The sequence below is a fragment of the Pseudonocardia sp. 2-7 genome (assembly GCF_056341085.1).
The window spans coordinates 3,081,669-3,099,703 of the sequence record NZ_CP094507.1 but is presented as its reverse complement, the minus strand read 5'-3'; the positions used below and the strand labels follow the sequence as shown (position 1 = coordinate 3,099,703).

Annotated in this window: 14 protein-coding genes; 1 reads left to right on the top strand and 13 read right to left on the bottom strand. The window is 75.4% G+C overall.

Annotated features, from left to right (window positions below):
- Positions 1-17 precede the first annotated feature (17 nt).
- The 7 genes from purT to tkt form a co-directional block, all read right to left on the bottom strand.
- The gene (purT, locus tag MTO91_RS15040) at positions 18-1,202 is read right to left on the bottom strand and encodes a formate-dependent phosphoribosylglycinamide formyltransferase (RefSeq protein WP_476651582.1); all 1,185 of its coding nucleotides are present in this window, start codon (positions 1,200-1,202) and stop codon (positions 18-20) included.
- Positions 1,203-1,276: 74 nt separating this feature from the next.
- On the bottom strand, positions 1,277-2,068 hold the full coding sequence (pgl, locus tag MTO91_RS15035) for a 6-phosphogluconolactonase (protein WP_476651580.1): 792 nt from the start codon (positions 2,066-2,068) through the stop codon (positions 1,277-1,279).
- Positions 2,065-3,015, bottom strand: coding sequence for a glucose-6-phosphate dehydrogenase assembly protein OpcA (gene opcA, locus MTO91_RS15030; protein WP_476651579.1), 951 nt, complete (start codon positions 3,013-3,015; stop codon positions 2,065-2,067). The genes pgl and opcA overlap by 4 nt, the downstream gene beginning before the upstream one ends.
- Before the next feature lie 40 nt (positions 3,016-3,055).
- Positions 3,056-4,600 (bottom strand): glucose-6-phosphate dehydrogenase, encoded by a 1,545-nt coding sequence (gene zwf, locus MTO91_RS15025; protein WP_073574719.1) that lies wholly within the window; start codon positions 4,598-4,600, stop codon positions 3,056-3,058.
- Positions 4,601-4,643: 43 nt separating this feature from the next.
- Complete coding sequence (locus tag MTO91_RS15020) at positions 4,644-6,332, bottom strand: hypothetical protein (RefSeq protein WP_476651577.1); 1,689 nt, start codon at positions 6,330-6,332, stop codon at positions 4,644-4,646.
- Complete coding sequence (gene tal / locus MTO91_RS15015; protein ID WP_405416862.1) at positions 6,333-7,442, bottom strand: transaldolase; 1,110 nt, start codon at positions 7,440-7,442, stop codon at positions 6,333-6,335.
- A 12-nt stretch (positions 7,443-7,454) separates the two neighbouring features.
- Positions 7,455-9,575, bottom strand: a complete 2,121-nt coding sequence (gene tkt, locus MTO91_RS15010; RefSeq protein WP_476651575.1) for a transketolase — start codon at positions 9,573-9,575, stop codon at positions 7,455-7,457.
- Between the two features lie 510 nt (positions 9,576-10,085).
- Between tkt and MTO91_RS15005 the strand changes: the two genes are divergently transcribed.
- The gene (locus MTO91_RS15005; protein ID WP_251782977.1) at positions 10,086-11,006 is read left to right on the top strand and encodes a heme o synthase; all 921 of its coding nucleotides are present in this window, start codon (positions 10,086-10,088) and stop codon (positions 11,004-11,006) included.
- 30 nt (positions 11,007-11,036) lie between these two features.
- Here MTO91_RS15005 and MTO91_RS15000 read toward each other — a convergent pair whose 3' ends face one another.
- From MTO91_RS15000 to MTO91_RS14975, 6 genes are read right to left on the bottom strand one after another with little or no spacing between them, the layout of a single operon-like run.
- Positions 11,037-13,061: a S9 family peptidase gene (locus MTO91_RS15000; RefSeq protein WP_476651574.1), complete on the bottom strand. Its 2,025-nt coding sequence runs from the start codon at positions 13,059-13,061 to the stop codon at positions 11,037-11,039.
- Positions 13,062-13,113: 52 nt separating this feature from the next.
- Entirely contained in the window at positions 13,114-14,085 is a 972-nt protein-coding gene (locus MTO91_RS14995; protein WP_179762672.1) for a quinone oxidoreductase family protein, read from the bottom strand.
- Positions 14,086-14,131: 46 nt separating this feature from the next.
- Positions 14,132-14,971: an ABC transporter permease gene (locus tag MTO91_RS14990; RefSeq protein WP_179762673.1), complete on the bottom strand. Its 840-nt coding sequence runs from the start codon at positions 14,969-14,971 to the stop codon at positions 14,132-14,134.
- Positions 14,968-15,903, bottom strand: a complete 936-nt coding sequence (locus MTO91_RS14985) for an ABC transporter ATP-binding protein (RefSeq protein WP_476654893.1) — start codon at positions 15,901-15,903, stop codon at positions 14,968-14,970. Before MTO91_RS14985 ends, MTO91_RS14990 begins: the two co-directional genes overlap by 4 nt.
- A gap of 29 nt (positions 15,904-15,932) precedes the next feature.
- Positions 15,933-16,991: a LolA family protein gene (locus MTO91_RS14980; RefSeq protein WP_083658207.1), complete on the bottom strand. Its 1,059-nt coding sequence runs from the start codon at positions 16,989-16,991 to the stop codon at positions 15,933-15,935.
- 53 nt (positions 16,992-17,044) lie between these two features.
- Positions 17,045-18,031, bottom strand: coding sequence for a COX15/CtaA family protein (locus MTO91_RS14975; protein ID WP_376772704.1), 987 nt, complete (start codon positions 18,029-18,031; stop codon positions 17,045-17,047).
- Positions 18,032-18,035 lie beyond the last annotated feature (4 nt).

The window sequence follows — 18,035 nt, the reverse complement described above, 5'->3', positions numbered from 1 at the left end:
GGCGCGGTGCGCCCGACTCATCGCTCCCGGGGGACCGGGCGCACGAGCCCGGCGGCGCGGGTCGCGCGCTCCCGGGCGGTGTCGACGTCGTCGGCGTGGGCGACCGCGACGCCCATCCGGCGCCGCTCGGTCGCGGAGGGCTTGCCGAACAGCCGCAGGTCCGCGCCCTCGACCGCGAGCGCGTCGGCGACGCCCTCGTAGGCCGGGGCGTCCATCTCCTTGCCGCCGTAGACCACCGCCGACGCGCCGGGGGAGCGCAGCGCGGTGTCCACCGGCAGGCCCAGCACGGCGCGGGCGTGCAGCTCGAACTCCGAGAGCCGCTGGGTGGCGAGGGTGACCAGGCCGGTGTCGTGCGGGCGGGGGCTCACCTCGGAGAACAGCACCTCGTCGCCGCGGACGAACAGCTCCACCCCGAACAGGCCCCACCCGCCGAGGGCCTCGGTGATCCGGGCGGACACGTCGCGGGCGGCGGCCAGCGCGGCGTCGGACATGGGCTGGGGCTGCCAGGACTCGACGTAGTCGCCGTTCTCCTGGCGGTGCCCGATCGGCTCGCAGAACGCGGTGCCGCCGGCGTGCCGGACGGTGAGCTGGGTGATCTCGTAGTCGAACTCGACGAAGCCCTCGACGATCACCCGCGGGTTCGACACCCGGGCGCCGGTACGGGCGTACTCCCAGGCGGCGTCGGCGTCGTCGGCACTCTGCAGGACCGACTGGCCCTTGCCGGAGGAGGACATCACCGGCTTGAGCACGCACGGCAGCCCGACCGTCGCGACGGCGTCGCGGACCTCGTCGAGGGTGTCGGCGAACACGTAGGGGGAGGTGGGCAGGCCCAGCTCCTCGGCGGCGAGGCGCCGGATGCCCTCGCGGTCCATGGTCAGCTTCGCGGCCCGCGCGGTGGGGACCACGGTCGTCCCGGCCGCCTCGATCTCGGCCAGGGCGCCGGTGGCGATGGCCTCGATCTCGGGGATGACGAGGTCGGGCGCCTCCTGCTCGATGAGCGTCGCCAGCGTCACCGGGTCGGTCATGTCGATCGCGTGCCACCGGTGCGCCACCTGGTGGGCGGGGGCGTGCGGGTAGCGGTCGACGGCGACGACCTCCACGCCGAGGCGCTGGAACGCGATCGCGACCTCCTTGCCCAGCTCACCCGAGCCGAGCAGCAGCACGCGGGTGGGGTCCGGGCCGAGCGGGGTGCCGATACGCATGACGGGGACCCTAACCGCAGGTCCACGTGCGGCACCCCGCCCGGGCGCGGCATTTCACATCCGGGGGCCGCCCGTCAGGAGACCCGGGCGACGATCCCGTCGGGCAGGTCCGCGGCGGCCTCGGTGTCGAGCAGCCAGCGGGTCGTGACGGTGCCGCGGGCCCCGCCGACCGGCAGCTCGGTCTCCGGCGTTCCGGTGAGCGCACCCGCGACGGCCGGTGCCTTGCCCGCCCCGGCGGCCACCACCCACACCTCGCGCGAGCGGCGCGCCGCGGCCAGGGTCAGCGAGATCCGGGTCGGCGGCGGCTTCGGGCAGTCGAAGACCGCGACGACCGTCGCCGCCTGCTCGTGCACGGCGGGGGAGTCGGGGAACACCGACAGGGTGTGGCCCTCCTCGCCCATCCCGACCAGGGTCACGTCGAACGCGGGGACGCCGTCCTCGTCGGGGCCGGCCAGGTCGTCGAGCAGCCGGGCGTAGTCGGCGGCCGCGGCGAGGGCGTCGTCGCGCGTGCCGCCGCCCGGCGGGGCCGCGGGCATCGGGTGCACCCGGGCCGGGTCCAGCGGCAGCGCGTCGAGCAGGGCCTCGCGGGCCTGGCGGTCGTTGCGCTCGCCGTCGTCGGCGGGGACGAAGCGCTCGTCGCCCCAGAACAGGTCCACCCGGGCCCAGTCGACGGCGTCGCGCGCCGCGGAGGCGGCGACGTCGCGCAGCAGCTGGATCCCGACCCCGCCGCCGGTGAGCACCAGCCGCGGGACGGTGCCCGCGGCCTGCAGGTCCACCAGCGCGGTGATCAGCCGGGCCGCGGTCGCCGCGGCGAGCGCGTCCTTGTCCGGGTGCACCGCGACCTGCACCTGCGTCGCGGCGCTCACGCGCGCACCTTCACCGGGGTGCGGCCGCGGGTCACCTTCGCCACCCCGGCGAGAGCCTCGGCGTAGACCTCGTCCGGGTCGAGCCTGCGCAGCTCCTCGGCGAGACAGTCCGACACGTGCCGACGGGCCAGCGCGATCAGCCGTTCCGGCTGGCCGGGCTGGGTCAGCCGGGCGGTCTTGCCGTCCGGGCGGGCCAGCTCGACGTCACCGGACGGGCGCGTCAGCCGGACCAGCGAGAGCCCGTTGTCCCTCTCCGACGGAGAGCGCTTCACCTTCACCCCCAGGCTCGCGGCGAGCCAGCCCGCGACCAGCTCGGTGGACGGCGACACCGCCTCCCCGGCGACGACCGCGGCGCTGATGTCCTCGTACGGCGGCACGTCCAGCGCGGCCGCCAGCTGGGCCCGCCACTGCGTGAGCCGGGTCCAGGTCAGGTCGGTGTCGCCGGGCGCGTAGTCCTTGCGGCGCGCCTCGAACGCCTTCACCGGGTTCTTCGACGACAGCGCGTCGGTGATGCGGCGCTGCGCGAGGCGGCCCACCGCGTCCTCCGACGGCGAGGCGGGCGCCTCGTTCGGCCACCACGCGACGACCGGGGCGTCCGGCAGCAGCAGCGGCATGACCATGCCCGCGCCCGCCTCCTCGGCCGCGAGCGGGCCGTAGCCGCGCAGCACGATGACCTCGCTGGCGCCGGCGTCGCCGCCGACCCGGATCTGGGCGTCGAGCCGCGGCGAGGCCCGCCGCTGCCCGCGGGCCAGGACGATCACCCGGCAGGGGTGCTCGCGGCTGGCCGCGTTGGCGGCGTCGATCGCGCGTTCGAGCTCCGGGCCGTCGTCGGTGACGACGACCAGGGTCAGCACCCGGCCCAGCGCGAACACGCCACCGGACTCGCGGAGCTCGACGAGCTTGCGGTTGACCGCCGAGGTGGTGCTCGACGGGAGATCGATGATCACGATGGGGTCTCCGTCTTCTCCGCGGCTGCCGTCCGTGCGCTCACGGCCGCCTCCAGTGGCGCCCGGTGCGGGCCAGCATCTCCTCGGCCGACACCGGGCCCCAGGACCCGGCGGGGTAGGAGTCCGGGCCGCGCGCGTCGGCGGCCCAGTGCTCCAGGACCGGGTCGAGGATCTCCCAGGACCGCTCGACCTCCTCGTTGACCGGGAACAGCGACGGCTCGCCGAGCAGCACGTCGAGGATGAGCCGCTCGTAGGCCTCGGGGGAGGCCTCGGTGAAGGCGTTGCCGTAGCCGAAGTCCATCGTGACGTCGCGGACCTCCATCTGGCTGCCCGGCACCTTGGACCCGAAGCGCATGGTGACGCCCTCGTCCGGCTGCACCCGGATGACCAGGGCGTTCTGCCCCAGCTCCTCGGTCATCGTCGCGTCGAACGGCAGGTGCGGGGCCCGCTTGAACACCACGGCGATCTCGGTGACGCGGCGGCCCAGACGCTTGCCGGTGCGCAGGTAGAACGGCACCCCGGCCCAGCGGCGGTTCTCGACCTCGCAGGTGATCGCGGCGAAGGTCTCGGTGGTCGACTCCGGGTCGAACCCCTCCTCCTGGGCCAACCCGGGCACCTCCTCGCCGCCCTGCCAGCCGCCCTCGTACTGGCCGCGGGCGGTGGTGGCGTCGAGCGGGTGCGCGAGCTTGACCGCCTTGAGGACCTTGATCTTCTCGGCGCGCAGCTCGTCGGAGGAGAACGACGTCGGCTCCTCCATCGCGGTGAACGCGAGCAGCTGCAGCAGGTGGTTCTGGATGACGTCGCGGGCGGCGCCGATGCCGTCGTAGTAGCCGGCCCGCCCGCCCAGGCCGATGTCCTCGGCCATGGTGATCTGGACGTGGTCGACGTAGTTGGCGTTCCAGATCGGCTCGAACAGCTGGTTGGCGAACCGCAGCGCCAGCACGTTCTGGACGGTCTCCTTGCCGAGGTAGTGGTCGATGCGGAACACCGAGTCCTCGGGGAAGACGTCGTTGACGATCGCGTTCAGCTCGATGGCCGAGGCGAGGTCGTGGCCGAACGGCTTCTCGATGACGACCCGGCGCCACACGTCCGGGTCCTCCTGGGCGGACAGCCCCGAGCGGGCGAGCTGCTTGCAGACCACCGGGAACGCGCCGGGCGGGATCGACAGGTAGAAGGCGTGGTTGCCACCGGTGCCGCGCTTCTCGTCGAGCTCGCGGACGGTGCGCTCCAGCTCGTCGAAGGCGGCGTCGTCGTCGAAGGAGCCCTGGACGAACCGCAGGCCCTCGGCGAGGCGGTCCCACACCTCCTGCCGGAACGGCGTGCGGGCGTGCTCGCGCACGGCCTCGTAGACGACCTGGCCGAAGTCCTGCTGGTCCCAGTCGCGGCGGGCGAAGCCGGTGAGGGCGAAGCCCGGCGGCAGCAGCCCCCGGTTGGCGAGGTCGTAGATCGCGGGCATGAGCTTCTTGCGGGACAGGTCCCCGGTCACTCCGAAGATCACCAGTCCGCAGGGGCCGGCGATCCGGGGGAGCCGCTTGTCACGGGGGTCGCGCAGCGGGTTGGTCCGTCCGCCGTTCGCGGTGGGCATCGCCCCTCCTAGTACTGGTGTTCTCGTGATCGGGGCACCGGGGTCACGGCTCGGTCGAGGGCTCGGTCGACGTCGGTGTCGATGTCACCGCCCTGGCCAGGGTGACCAGTCCGGCGAGCCGGTCGGTCAGGTGCAGCCGGAGCACCGGACGTCCCCGGCGTCGCTGGTCGTCCATGACCGCCCGGGCCTGTGCCGCGTGCAGGCTATCCAGTCCCGGCCCGGGAGGCACGGTGTCCGCGCCGACGGACCCCGGAAGATCACCGCCGGGCCCGTTCCCGGTCAGGTGACAGTGCACCGCGACGTCCGGTGCGCCGGTGTCGCCGCTGCGGCAGGCCGGGGCCCAGCCGAACGCGACGGGCAGCCCGAGCCGGGCCACCAGCGGCCCGCGCAGCACCGCGACCGAGGCGTCGGACTCCGGGTCCAGCCAGGCCGAGACGACCGCCGGGGCCCCGTCGGCGACGGCGGCCAGCGCGTCGAGCGCACCGGCGACGGTGCGGGTGGCGGGCGGCAGCCAGTCCCCGGCGTGCACGGCGATCCCGCCGTCGACGAACGACGGCTCGGGGTCGGGACCCTCGGCGGGCGCGGGCGGTGCGGGCGCGAACGGGTCGGTGTCGAGGACCCGCCCGGCCAGCGCCGCGGCGGCCTGCCACAGCACGACCGCGGCACCCGGGCCGGCGTCCAGCCGTACCGCGCCCTGGCCCGGCCCGGGCCGAGGGCCGGTGCCGTCGGCGTGCACGTCCACGACGCCCGCGGGTGCGGTGGGCTCCTGCGGGGCGGGGCCCGCGCCGACCGGCTCGTCGGGCGGCACCGGCACGACGGTGAGCCCGGCGGCGGTGAGCAGCGGGGCCAGCCAACCGGTGAGGGCGGGGGAGCGCTCGGCGTCGCGCAGGGCCAGCAGCGAGCCGCGGCCCGCGGCCAGTGCGCCGGCCAGCAGCAGCGCCGGGTTGTCCGGTTCGTCGGCGGCCAGCGCGCGCTCGGCGGCGACGGCGTCGCCCAGGACGGCGGGCACGTCCGCCCCGGCGAGCCCCGCGGGGACCAGCCCGAGCGGGCCCAGCACGCCGAAGCGGCCCGGCACGTCGGCGTCGAGGGTGACCACGACCGGGCCGGGGTCGGCGGGTGTGTCCAGCGGCGAGCCGGGCTCGGTGAGGTGCACGGTGCGCGCGGCGAGGGCGTCGGCACCGACCTCCTCGGCGATCGCGGCGGCGACGACCCGGGTGACGGCCGCGACGACGGGGTCGGTGCCCGCCGCGTCGGCGACGACGAGGACGGTCTCGGCGAGCTCGCCGGACAGCGCGTCGGCGACCTGCACCGGGTCCGCGGAGTCCAGCGCGGTCAGCCGGATCCCACCCGGATCGGTGCCGGCGACGACGCGGGCCGCGGCGACCGCGTCCGGCGTGCCGACGAGCAGCACCCGGTGCGCACCGGCGACGGCGAACCGCTCGCGCAGCGCGGCGACCTGCCCGACGAGGGGCCGGCTGCGGGCGGCGAGCCCGGTCCAGCCGGTACGGGGCGGGGCCCCCGCGGCGCGGGGCCCCCAGACGCTGGGGTCGGCGTCGGCGAGCCGGGAGGCGACGGTCTCGCCGGCCAGCTCGGCGGCGATCCGCCGGGCCGCTCCGGCGAACGGCTCACCGGCGAGCCGCACCCGCACCGGGGACGGTGCGGGTGCGGACGGGCCGCCGGTGGCGGCGGAGCCGAGGTCGGCCCCGTCGCCACCGGGAGTGGCCTCGTTCAACTACTTCGCGGAGTCGAGCTGGCCGCGGACGGTGTCCTGCAGCTCGGTCCAGGACTTCTCGAACTTCTCGACGCCCTCGTTCTCCAGGGTGAGGAACACGTCGTCGAGGTCGATGCCCTGGCCCTCCAGGTCGGTGAAGACCTGCTGCGACGCCCCGGCCGTGTCGGTGACCTTGTCCCCGTCGACCTCACCGTGGTCGGCGAAGGCCAGCAGGGTCTTCTCCGGCATCGTGTTGACGGTGTTGTCCACGACCAGCTCGGACACGTACAGCGTGTCCGGGTAGTCCGGGTTCTTCACCCCGGTGGAGGCCCACAGCGGGCGCTGGGCGTGCGCACCGTGGGCCGCGAGGGCGTCCCAGCGGGCACCGGAGAAGGCGTCGCGGTAGGCGGCGTAGGCCAGCCGCGAGTTCGCGACGGCCGCCTTGCCACGCAGGCCGAGCGCGGCGTCGCCACCGATCTTCTCCAGCCGGCCGTCGATCTCGGAGTCCACCCGGGACACGAAGAACGAGCCGACCGAGTGGATCCGGGACAGGTCCTGCCCGTTCTCCTTCGCCTGCTCCAGACCGGTCAGGTAGGCGTCCATCACGAGCTTGTAGCGCTCGACGGAGAAGATCAGCGTCACGTTCACGCTGATGCCCTCGGCGGTCGCCCGGGTGATGGCCGGCAGGCCCTCCTCGGTCGCCGGGATCTTCACCAGCAGGTTGGGCCGGTCGACGGCCTTGAACAGCTCGCTCGCCTGGGCCGCGGTGCCCTCGGTGTCGTGCGCCAGGCGCGGGTCCACCTCCAGGGAGACCCGGCCGTCGACACCGCCGGTGCGCTCCCACACCCCGGAGAACACGTCGCAGGCCTGCTGGACGTCGGCGACGGTGATCTCGCGGATCGCGGTGTCGACGTCGGCACCGCGGGCGGCGAGCTCGCGGACCTGCTCGTCGTAGGCGGCGCCGTCGGACAGCGCACCGGCGAAGATCGTCGGGTTGGTGGTCACCCCGACGACGTGCTTGTCGTCGATCAGGGCGGCGAGGTTGCCGCTGGCCAGGCGCTCCCGGGACAGGTCGTCGAGCCAGATGGACACCCCGGCCGCGGACAGCGCGGCCAGTCGCTCGTTGGTCATGGTTCGCTCCTCTCAGTCCGACGTCGCGGCGAGGGTCTCCCGCGCGGCGTCGACGACGGTGTCGGGGGTGAAGCCGAACTTCTCGAACAAGGTGGCCTGGTCGGCGCTGGCGCCGAAGTGCTCGATGGAGATCGAGCGCCCGGCCTCGCCGACGACGGCGTGCCACGGCATCGCGATGCCGGCCTCGACCGACACCCGGGCCTTCACCGCGGGCGGCAGGACCGAGTCGCGGTAGGCCTGGTCCTGCTCGGCGAACCACTCGAAACAGGGCAGCGACACGACACGGGTGCCGATGCCGTCGGCCTCCAGCTTCTTCCGTGCCGCGACCGCGAGGTGCAGCTCGGAGCCGGTCGCGACGATCAGGACCTGCGGGACGCCGGTGGAGGCCTCCTCGAGCACGTAACCACCGCGGGCGACGCCCTCGGCGGAGGTGCCGGCCAGTGTCGGCACGTTCTGCCGGGTCAGCGCGAAGCCGACCGGGCCGCCGTCGGGCCGCTCCAGGGCGGCCTTCCAGCCGTACACGGTCTCGTTGGCGTCGCCGGGGCGGACCACCGACAGGCCGGGGATCGCGCGCAGCGACGCCAGGTGCTCGATCGGCTGGTGGGTCGGGCCGTCCTCGCCCAGGCCGATCGAGTCGTGGGTCCACACGTAGATCGGGTTGGTCTTCATCAGCGCCGCGAGCCGCACGGACGGGCGCATGTAGTCGGAGAAGACCAGGAACGTGCCGCCGTAGGCGCGGGTGGGGCCGTGCAGGGCGATGCCGTTGAGGACCGCGCCCATGGCGTGCTCACGGACACCGAAGTGCAGCGTGCGCCCGTACGGCGAGGTGGACCACATACCGGTCGAGGCCGACTTCGGGCCGAACGAGTCGACGCCCTTCATGGTGGTGTTGTTCGACTCGGCGAGGTCGGCCGAGCCGCCCCACAGCTCCGGCAGCACCTCGGCGAGCGCGCCGAGCACCGAACCGGACGCCTTGCGGGTCGCCAGCCCCTTCTCGTCGACGTCGAACGACGGCAGCGCGGACTCCCAGCCCTCGGGCAGCTTCTTGGCGAGCAGCCGGTCGAGCAGCTGCTTGCGCTGCGGCTCGCGCTGCGCCCACTCGTCGAAGGTGCCCTGCCAGGTGTCGTGGGCGGCGCGCGAGCGCTCGCCGACCGCGCGGGTGTGGGCGAGGACGTCGTCGTCGACCTCGAACTCCTGGTCCGGGTCGAACCCGAGGACCTTCTTGACCTCGCGGACCTCGTCGTCGCCCAGCGCGGCACCGTGCGCGGCGCCGGTGTTCATCTTGTTCGGCGACGGGTAGCCGATCACCGTCCGCAGGATGATGATCGACGGGCGGTCGGTCTCGGCCTTCGCGGCCTCCAGCGCGGCGAGGATGCCGGTGACGTTCTCGCCGCCCTCGACGACCTGCACGTGCCAGTTGTAGGCCTCGTAGCGCTTGGCCGTGTCCTCGTTGAGGGCGATGTTGGTGTCGTCCTCGATGGAGATCTCGTTCGCGTCGTAGATCACCGTGAGGTTGCCCAGCTCCTGGCGACCGGCCAGCGACGACGCCTCGGAGGTGACGCCCTCCTCGATGTCGCCGTCGGAGGCGATCACGTAGATCTGGTGGTCGAACGGCGAGGCATCCTCGGGGGCGTCCGGGTCGAACAGGCCGCGCTCGCGGCGGGCCGCGATCGCCATGCCGACGGCCGAGGACAACCCCTGGCCCAGCGGGCCGGTGGTCATCTCGACACCGCGGGTGTGGCCCCACTCCGGGTGGCCCGGGGTCAGCGAGCCCCACTTCCGCAGCTGCTCCAGGTCCTCCCGCTCCAGGCCGTAGCCGGCCAGGAAGAGCTGGATGTAGAGGGTGAGGCTGGAGTGCCCGGCGGACAGGACGAACCGGTCGCGGCCCATCCAGTCGGGGTCGGCCGGGTCGTGCCGCATGACGCGCTGGAACAGCGTGTACGCCAGCGGGGCCAGGCTCATCGCGGTGCCGGGGTGTCCGCTGCCGCACTTCTGGACCGCGTCCGCGGCCAGTACACGAACGGTGTCCACGGCCCTGCGGTCGAGGTCGGTCCAGTCGTCGGGGACGTGCGCGCGGGTGAGCGCGGCGACGGCGCCGTCCCCGGCGTGGGGGGACGTAGCGGTGTCGGACAAGGCGATGGCTCCTGTACTCGCGTCGACGAATGTCGGTCTGCCGGTCGTGGATCCGGATGCCCGCCCGGTGGTCGCGGCCGTTCCGCGGCGGCGACGTCGGCGGGTGTGTGGTGCGACCCGGATCACCTGGCGGCATCGTCGCCGCCCCGACGCGGAACACCCTACTGCTCACGCCCGCGGCCTGCGGCTTTGCGCCTCGTGGCGATCGGCGGACCGGGCCGCCGGTGTCGGCGTACCCGGCGGGCCCGCGGCGCATGCCACCGGTTAGCATCGACGCGCTGTAGAACTAGGGAGGTCGCCACCGCGGCGACCACCCCGTGTCCACGGCACCGAGCCGGTGCGGCCCCTCGGGCGGCGCGGCACGGGATCACTACGTCGAACCGAGCGAGGTACGGACAGGTGAGCGCACCCGCGTCAGGGCGGAGCCGGGCCGACGAGGCCGGTGTCCCGGCCGAGCACGTCCCGGCCGGGCCGGACGCCGCGCCGGCGGCGACGCCCCCCGCGACGACCGTGGTGGTGCCGCCGGCACCGACCGGGCGTCTCGCGCGCGTCCGCGCCACGGTGGCGGCCTATCTGGGCCTCACCAAGACGCGGATCATCGAGCAGCTGCTCGTGGTCACCGTGCCCGCCATGTTCCTGGCCCAGCGCGGTGTGCCCTCGCTGGTGCTGATCGCGGCCACCCTGGTCGGCGGCGCGATGGCCGCGGCCGCGGCCCACGCGCTGAACTGCGTCGTGGACGCCGACATCGACCAGAAGATGGCGCGTACCGCCCGCCGCCCGCTGGCGAGGGGACAGGTCCCCACCCGCAACGCGCTGGTGTTCGGCCTGGTCCTGGCCGCGCTGAGCTCGGTGTGGCTGGGCCTGACCACGAACTGGCTGGCCGCCGTGCTGTCGCTGGCCGCGATCGCGTTCTACGTGCTCGTCTACACGATGCTGCTCAAGCGGCGGACCTCGCAGAACATCGTGTGGGGCGGCGCCGCGGGCTGCATGCCGGTGGTGATCGGCTGGGCCGCGGTGACCGGCACCGTCGAGTGGCCCGCGCTGGTCATGTTCGGTGTGATCTTCTTCTGGACGCCGCCGCACTTCTGGGCGCTGGCGATGCGCTACCGCGAGGACTACGCCGCCGCCGGGGTGCCGATGCTCCCGGTCGTCGCGCCCGCGCCGGCGGTGTCGGTGCGGATCGTGGTCTACAGCTGGGTGATGGTGGCCTGGAGCCTGCTCCTGCTGCCGGCGACGTCGTGGGTGTACCTCGCGGTGGCGCTGCTCGGCGGGGCGTACTTCGTGTACCGGGCGCACCGGCTGCACCACCAGGTGAGGTCCGGCGGCGAGATCTCCCCGATGCCGCTGTTCCACCTGTCGAACATCTACCTGTGCGTGCTGTTCGCGGCGATCGCCGTCGACGCCGCGCTGGGGCTGCCGGTCCTGTTCTGACCCCGGCACCGGCAGCCCCGGTGGCCGCGCTCAGCGCAGCAGGTGCGGGGTCTCCCACTCCGCGCCCAGCACGTGGTGGTCCAGGAACGCCCACACCGTGCGGTACCAGACCTTCGCGTGGTTCGGTGCGAGCACCCAGTGGTTCTCGTCGGGGAAGTACAGGAACCGGTGCGGGTTCGCCGCTGGGTCGGCCTGCCGGGACACCAGGTCCCACCACAGCCGCAGTCCTTCGCCGATCGGGACCCGGTGGTCGCGGTCGCCGTGGATCACCAGCATCGGGGTGACGATCGCGTCGGCGTGGTGGTGCGGGCTGTTGGCCTGCGCCATCGCCGGGGTCATCTCGGTGAGCCAGTACTCGGCGTGGTCGGTCGTCGGCCCGAACTGGTCGAGCGCCCACAGGCTGGCGTGGGTGACGACCGCGGCGAACCGGTCGGTGTGCCCGGCCACCCAGTTCGCCATGTAGCCGCCGAAGGAGCCGCCCATCGCCGCGGTGCGGGTGCCGTCGACCTCCGGCCGGGCGACGGCGGCGTCGGTGGCGGCCATCAGGTCGGTGAACGGCGCGTCGCCCCAGGCGCCCCAGCCGCGCTGGACGAAGTCCTGGCCGTAGCCGGTCGACAGCGCCGGGTCGGGCAGCAGCACCGCCCAGCCACGGGCCGCCATCAGCCACGGGTTCCACCGCCACGACCAGGCGTTCCAGCTGGCGAGTGGGCCGCCGTGGATCCACAGCAGCAGGGGCGCCGGGTGCCCGGTGTCGGCGCCGTCGGGCAGGACCAGCCAGGCGCGGACCCGGGTGCCGTCGGCCGCGGTGGTCTCCAGCTCGGTGAGCGTGCCCGGCAGCGCGGGCGCCGCGGCGGGGGCGGGCAGGAGCTCGGGGTCGGCGTCGCGGCCGTCGGCGGGGACGCGGACCGGGGCCGGAGGCGCGTCGTAGGCGTGGCGCAGCGCGTAGACCCATCGCCCGTCCGGCGACGGGCACGGGTCGGAGTAGGTGCCGTGGTCACCGGTGAGCCGGGTGACGGTGTCGTCCTCCGGGGTCGTGCCCAGGTCGACCCGGAACAGCGGGCCGCGGCCGTCGGAGTCGGCGGTGACCACGAGCGCCGACCCGTCGCGCGTCCAGCGGGCCGCCGTCGGCCAGCGATCCCAGCCCGGTGCCACCGGGCGCGGCGCGCCCCCGGCGAGCGGCACCAGGACCAGGTCGATCCGCGGCGCGACCTCCGGGGTGGAGACGCGTTCGCGCAGGGCGACGACGGTCCGCCCGTCCGGGCTGATCCGGGGCGCGCCGTACTCGTGGCCGTCGTCGTCGGTCAGGTCGCGGTGCTCCCCGGTCGCGGTGTCGACCACGACCAGGCCGGGCCGCCAGGTGCCGTGACCGTGCGCGCGGTACCAGCCGGTCACCACCGAGCCGCCGTCGGGGGAGACGTCGAACGCGGTCTCGTCCAGCGCGCGGCCGGGTGCCGGCGTGAGGTCCGTCCACGGGTCCGTGTCCTCCGGACGGGCCAGGAGCAGCCGTTCCTCGGCCGGGCCGAGGTCGTGGTCCCAGTGCCGCACCGGGTAGCCGGTGTGCAGGATCGCGGTGACCTTGCCCTCGGTGCGCGCGGTGCGGCGCTGCTCGTCGTCGTCGGTCGTCACCGCGCCGGGCAGCGTGGGGGAGGACACGACGACCGTCCCCGCCTCGGCGGCGACGGCGACCGCGGAGATCCCGCCGGGCCGCGACCCGGCGGGCCCGGCCTCACCGCCGGCCGCGGGCAGCCGCCACAGCGAGGTCGGCGGCTCGGCCTCGCCCGCCGTGTCCGGGTCCGGCCGGGCCGACCGGAACAGCAGGTCACCGTCGGGGGTGAAGACCGGCCCGGACTCGCCGGCCGCCCCCCGGGTCAGCCGCCGCGCCGGGGCCTCGCCCGCGGGGTCGACCTCCCACAGCGCGGTCCGGTAGCGGGTGCCGTCGGCGTCGAGCTCGGCGACCCCGGTGACCAGCCGCGTGCCGTCGGGGGACAGGGCGAGCCCGCCGAGGCGGGGGAGCGCGACGTAGGCGTCGAGGTCGTGGAAGGCGGTGTCGGTCACGCCGTCGGTTCTACCGCACACCGCGCGGCGGACCGACCCCGTTCCGGACCCGTCAGGGGACGAGCAGCACCTTGCCGGTGGTGCGGCGGCCCTGCAGGTCGTCGTGCGCGGTGCGGGCGTCCGCCAGGTCGTAGCGGTGCCCGATCCGCACGTCGAGGCGGCCCGCGGCGACGTCGCCGTAGACGGCGGCGGCGCGGGTGCGCAGCTCGTCGGTGGTGGCGATGTAGTCGAACAGCTTCGGGCGGGTCAGGTACAGCGACCCGGCCGCGTTGAGCCGCTGCGGGTCGAACGGCTCGACCGGGCCGGACGCGGCGCCGTAGAGCACGAGCGTGCCGCGGGGGCGCACCGAGGCGAGGCTCGCGTCGAAGGTGCTGCGCCCGACCGAGTCGAACGCGGCGTCCACGCCCGCGCCGCCGGTGAGGTCGCGGACGGCGGCGGCGAGGTCGTCGACGGCGGTGTAGTCGATCACCTCGGCGGCGCCGGCGCCGCGGGCCAGCTCGGCCTTCTCCGGCGTCGACGTCGTCGCGATCACCCGGGCGCCCTTCGCGACGGCCAGCTGGGTGAGCAGCAGCCCGACGCCACCGGCGGCGGCGTGCAGCAGGATCGTCTCCCCGCCGTGCAGCGGGAAGCAGTCGTTGACCAGGAAGTGGGCGGTCATGCCCTGCAGCGCCGCACCGACCGCGACGTCGTCGGCGACGCCCTCGGGCACCGGGACGGCCTTCGCCCAGGGCACGGCGACCTGCTCGGCGTAGCTGCCCAGGGTGTTGGCCCAGGCGATGCGATCCCCGACCGCGACACCGTCGACGTCCGCGCCCAGCGCGGTGACCCGGCCCGCACCCTCCAGTCCGGCGACGTACGGCGTCTCCATCGGGTAGATGCCCTCGCGCTGGTAGGTGTCGATGAAGTTCACCCCGGCCGCGGCGACCTCCACCAGCACCTCGCCCGGACCCGGGACCGGGGCGTCGGTGTCGACCACCTCCAGCACCTCGGACCCGCCGGGCTCGCTCACCCGTACCGCACGCATGTGTCCTCCTCGTCGCTCGCCGCTGCTGACGGGCCCGATCATGCCCTCACGCGTCGCGGCGGAGCATCCGGGACACGAGCACGACCGCGGCGGCGGCGAACCAGCCCGCCGCGAGCCCGGTGCTCGACACGAGCCCGGCGGTCGGCAGCGGGTCGCGCAGCACGTCGACCCCGGCGGCCCAGCTGTCGGTGAGCAGGAACGGGCGGATCGGCTCCAGGGCGGGGATCGCGCCGAGCACCCCGGACAGGATGATCCCGCCGAGCACCGAGGACAGCACCACCAGCGGGTGCTCGGTGAACGACGACACCGCCAGCGCCACCGCGCCGACCGCGGCGAGCTGACCCAGCGTCCACAGCGCGGCCAGGGCGATCCGGCCGGCCGCTGACGTCAGGTCCAGCACCGAGCCGGACATCGTCAGCAGCGCGCCGCCGTCGCCGACGACCGCGGGGGGCCCGATCAGCGCCCACCCCGCCACCAGCCCGACCACGCAGACCACCGCGACCGCGACCGCGGCCACCACCAGCACCCCGAACGCCTTCATCGCGACCAGCCGCAGCCGCCCCACCGGGGCCAGCAGCAGCCCGCGCAGGGTGCCGTGCTGGGCCTCCCCGGCGATCGCGTCCGCCGCCGCGACGGTGACCACCAGCGGCAGCAGCAGCGCCATCAGCAGGGTCAGCGCCGCGACGGGCAGGGTCAGCCCGTTGCCGACGACCTCCGAGAGCAGGCCGCGGCGCGGCCCGTCGGCCAGCACGAGCCCGACCGCCATCAGGACCGGCACCGCCCCGAGCAGCGCGACCATCACCCAGGTCCGGGGCCTCCGCAGCACCCAGCGCAGCTCGGCACCGAGCAGCCGACGCCACGACACCGGCCGGGGCGGGGCGCTCACGCGTCGCCCTCGGTGATCCGGGTGAACAGCTCCTCCAGGCCGGTGCGGCGCCGGGCCAGCCCGTGCACCGACACTCCGGCCCCGACGAGGCCGGCGAACAGCCGCGGCCCGTCGGCGTCGGCGGCCAGGACGACGGCCGCGCCCTCGGCCCGGGCGTCGGCGCCCGCGGCCCCGAGCTCCCGCAGCGCCGTCGCCGGGTCGGTGGTCGCGATCTCCCAGTCGCCGTCGGCGGCGCCGAGCAGCCGGTCCAGCGGTCCCGTCGCGAGCAGCGTCCCCTGCTTGAGCACGGCCACGTGCGTGCACACCGCCTCGACCTCCGGCAGCAGGTGCGACGACAGCAGCACCGTCGCCCCGCCCGCCCGCAGCTCGGCGACGATCGTCCGGATCTCCCGTGTCCCTGCCGGGTCGAGGCCGTTGGTGGGTTCGTCGAGCACGACGAGCCGCCGCGGGACGAGCAGCGCCGCGGCCAGCCCGAGGCGCTGCTTCATCCCGAGGGAGTAGCCGCGGAACCGGCGCCCGGCGGCCGCGGCCAGCCCGACCCGCTCCAGTGCCGCCTCCACCGCGGGCCGCACCTCGCCCGGCGCGAGCCGCGGCTCGGTCGCCGCGACCCGGCGCAGGTTCTCCCGCCCGGACAGGAACGGGTGGAACCCCGGCCCCTCGACCAGCGCGCCCACGTCGGGGAGCGTCGTGGCGAGCCCACCCGGTACCGGGAGCCCGAGCAGCTCGACGCTGCCCGAGGTCGGCGTGGTCAGCCCGAGCAGCATCCGGATCAGCGTCGTCTTGCCCGAGCCGTTGGGGCCGAGCATCCCGAACACCGACCCGGCCGGGACGTCGAGGTCCACGCCGTCGACGGCGGTGACCCGCCCGAACACCTTGCGCAGGTCCCGGACGCGGGCGGCCGGGTGCTGCTCGTCCGCGGCCCCGTCCGCCACGTGGCCGGCGGGGGCGGTGCGGGTGGTCGTCACCGGGCCAGGGCCTCGCCGAGGACGTCCGGGCCGACGGCACCGGCGGCGACGCGGCCGTCGCCGGCCAGGATCGCCGAGCCCGCGTTCGTGGTGATCTCGCGGCCGGAGCCCCACGGTCCGGACACCGGGGTGCCGAGCCCGGACAGGTCCGGGCCCCGCTGGTCGCCGGAGCGCTGCGGGACGCGGCCGACGACCACGGTGTCCCAGCCCTCGCCGACGACGGTCGGCGCGGCGGCCCGTGCGGGCGTGCCGCCGGGGCCCCCGGGGCCGGGCTGCTCCACCGTCCCGGCGGTGCCGTCGCGGACGGTGGCGCCGGGCGGCGGGGTGAAGGTGAACAGGGCCGGGTCCTGCGGGCCGAACGTGACGTCGTCGAACCCGATCCGCAGCACCGGGTCGGTCCCGGCGCCGAGGACGGTCAGCTCCAGCGGGGTCCGGGTCTGCGCGTCGACGGCGGCGCGGACCTCGCGCAGCACGGTGCGCTCACCGGGCTCCGGCGCCAGGACCAGGGTGTAGGCGGGGCGGCCGGCGACCTCGGTGGTGCCGTCGACCCGCAGCACGCTGGTGGCGCCCAGCCGCGCCACGACGGTCCGGGCGACCTCGGCCGGGTTTTTCGCGGCGTCGGCGTCCGGGGTGTGTCCCCGGCTCGGGAACCGGGTCGCGGTGCGGTCGGTGGAGTCGTAGGCCCAGGTCGTGGCGCCGTCGCGGACGTAGGTGCGCTCGCCGTCGTCGTTGGGGACGGCGAGGCGGCCGTCGCCCGTCCCGTCGGACCAGACCCGCGCGGTGGAGGTGCCGTCGGTCAGCCCGTCGGAGGGGAGTCCCGGCACGGCGGGAAGCCCCAGCCGGTTGTCGACGGCGACGGTGCCGGCCAGCGCGACCGGCTCCGCGGCGACGACCGAGGCGACGAGCTGCTCCGGGGTGACGGGCGGCAGCTCGGGGGCGGCGGAGGCCCGCGTGGTGAGCAGGCCCGCCGACAGCGACGCGGTGAGGGCGACGGCGAGGGCGGCCGCGAGGACCACGGCGATCCCGCCGCGTCGCAACCGGGATGCGGAGGTCATGGCTCCAGAGTGCCCGAGTGTCACCCGATCGTGCAGCGGCCGGTCGGACCGACTCAGACCGACGCGGCGGCGGGCTCCGGCGCGGCGGTGTCCGCCGGGTCGCCGGTCGGGGTGGCGCGGGGGTCGACGGGGGCCGGGCGGGTCGCGGTACCGGCCCACACCCAGGCGGCCGCGGCGGCGGTCAGCCCGGCGCCGAGCACGTGCAGCGACACCAGCAGCTCCGGGACCCCGAGGGCGTACTGGACCCCGCCGAGCGCGCCCTGGGCGAGGACGACCACGACGAGCACCCGGAACCGGCGCACCAGCGCCCGCGGGGCGGACACCGCGTGCAGCAGGAACCCGAGCCCGACCAGGGTGCCGAGGTAGAGGAACAGCGTGTCCACGTGCAGCTGCGCGAGCGCGGGGATCGGCACGTCCAGGCGCGGGGTCTCCGGGTCTCCGCCGTGCGGGCCGGCCGCGGTGACCAGGGTCCCCGCGACGAGCAGGACGCCCAGCACGGCGGTGGAGAACAGCACCAGCCCACGCCCGCCGGCGGGCACGGTGCGGGTCACCGGGCCGTCGGCCTCGCCTGCGGCTCCGACGAGCAGCACCGCGAACCAGACCAGCACCATCGAGGCCAGGAAGTGCAGCATCACCGTCCACCAGGCCAGCCCGAGCAGCACGGTGATCCCGCCGATGACGGCCTGCGCGACGACGCCGAGCGGCATCGCCAGGGCCAGCCCGGTGAGGCGGCGGCGGCGCGGCCGGGTGTACAGCGCGCCGAGCAGCGCCGCGCCCGCGGTGAGCACCACCAGGATGCCGAGCAGCCGGTTGGAGAACTCGATCCACATGTGCAGCGGCGCGATCTCGGCGTGGTCGACCGGGATCATGCTGCCCGGCTCGCACTGCGGCCAGGTCGAGCAGCCGAGGCCGGAACCGGTGACCCGGACCACCGAGCCGGTCACGCCGATCCCGATCTGGGCGACGAGGTTCGCGATCGCCAGCCGGCGCATCAGCACCGGCGGGGTGGAGGGCACGCGCGACAGCAGCACACTACGCATCGTA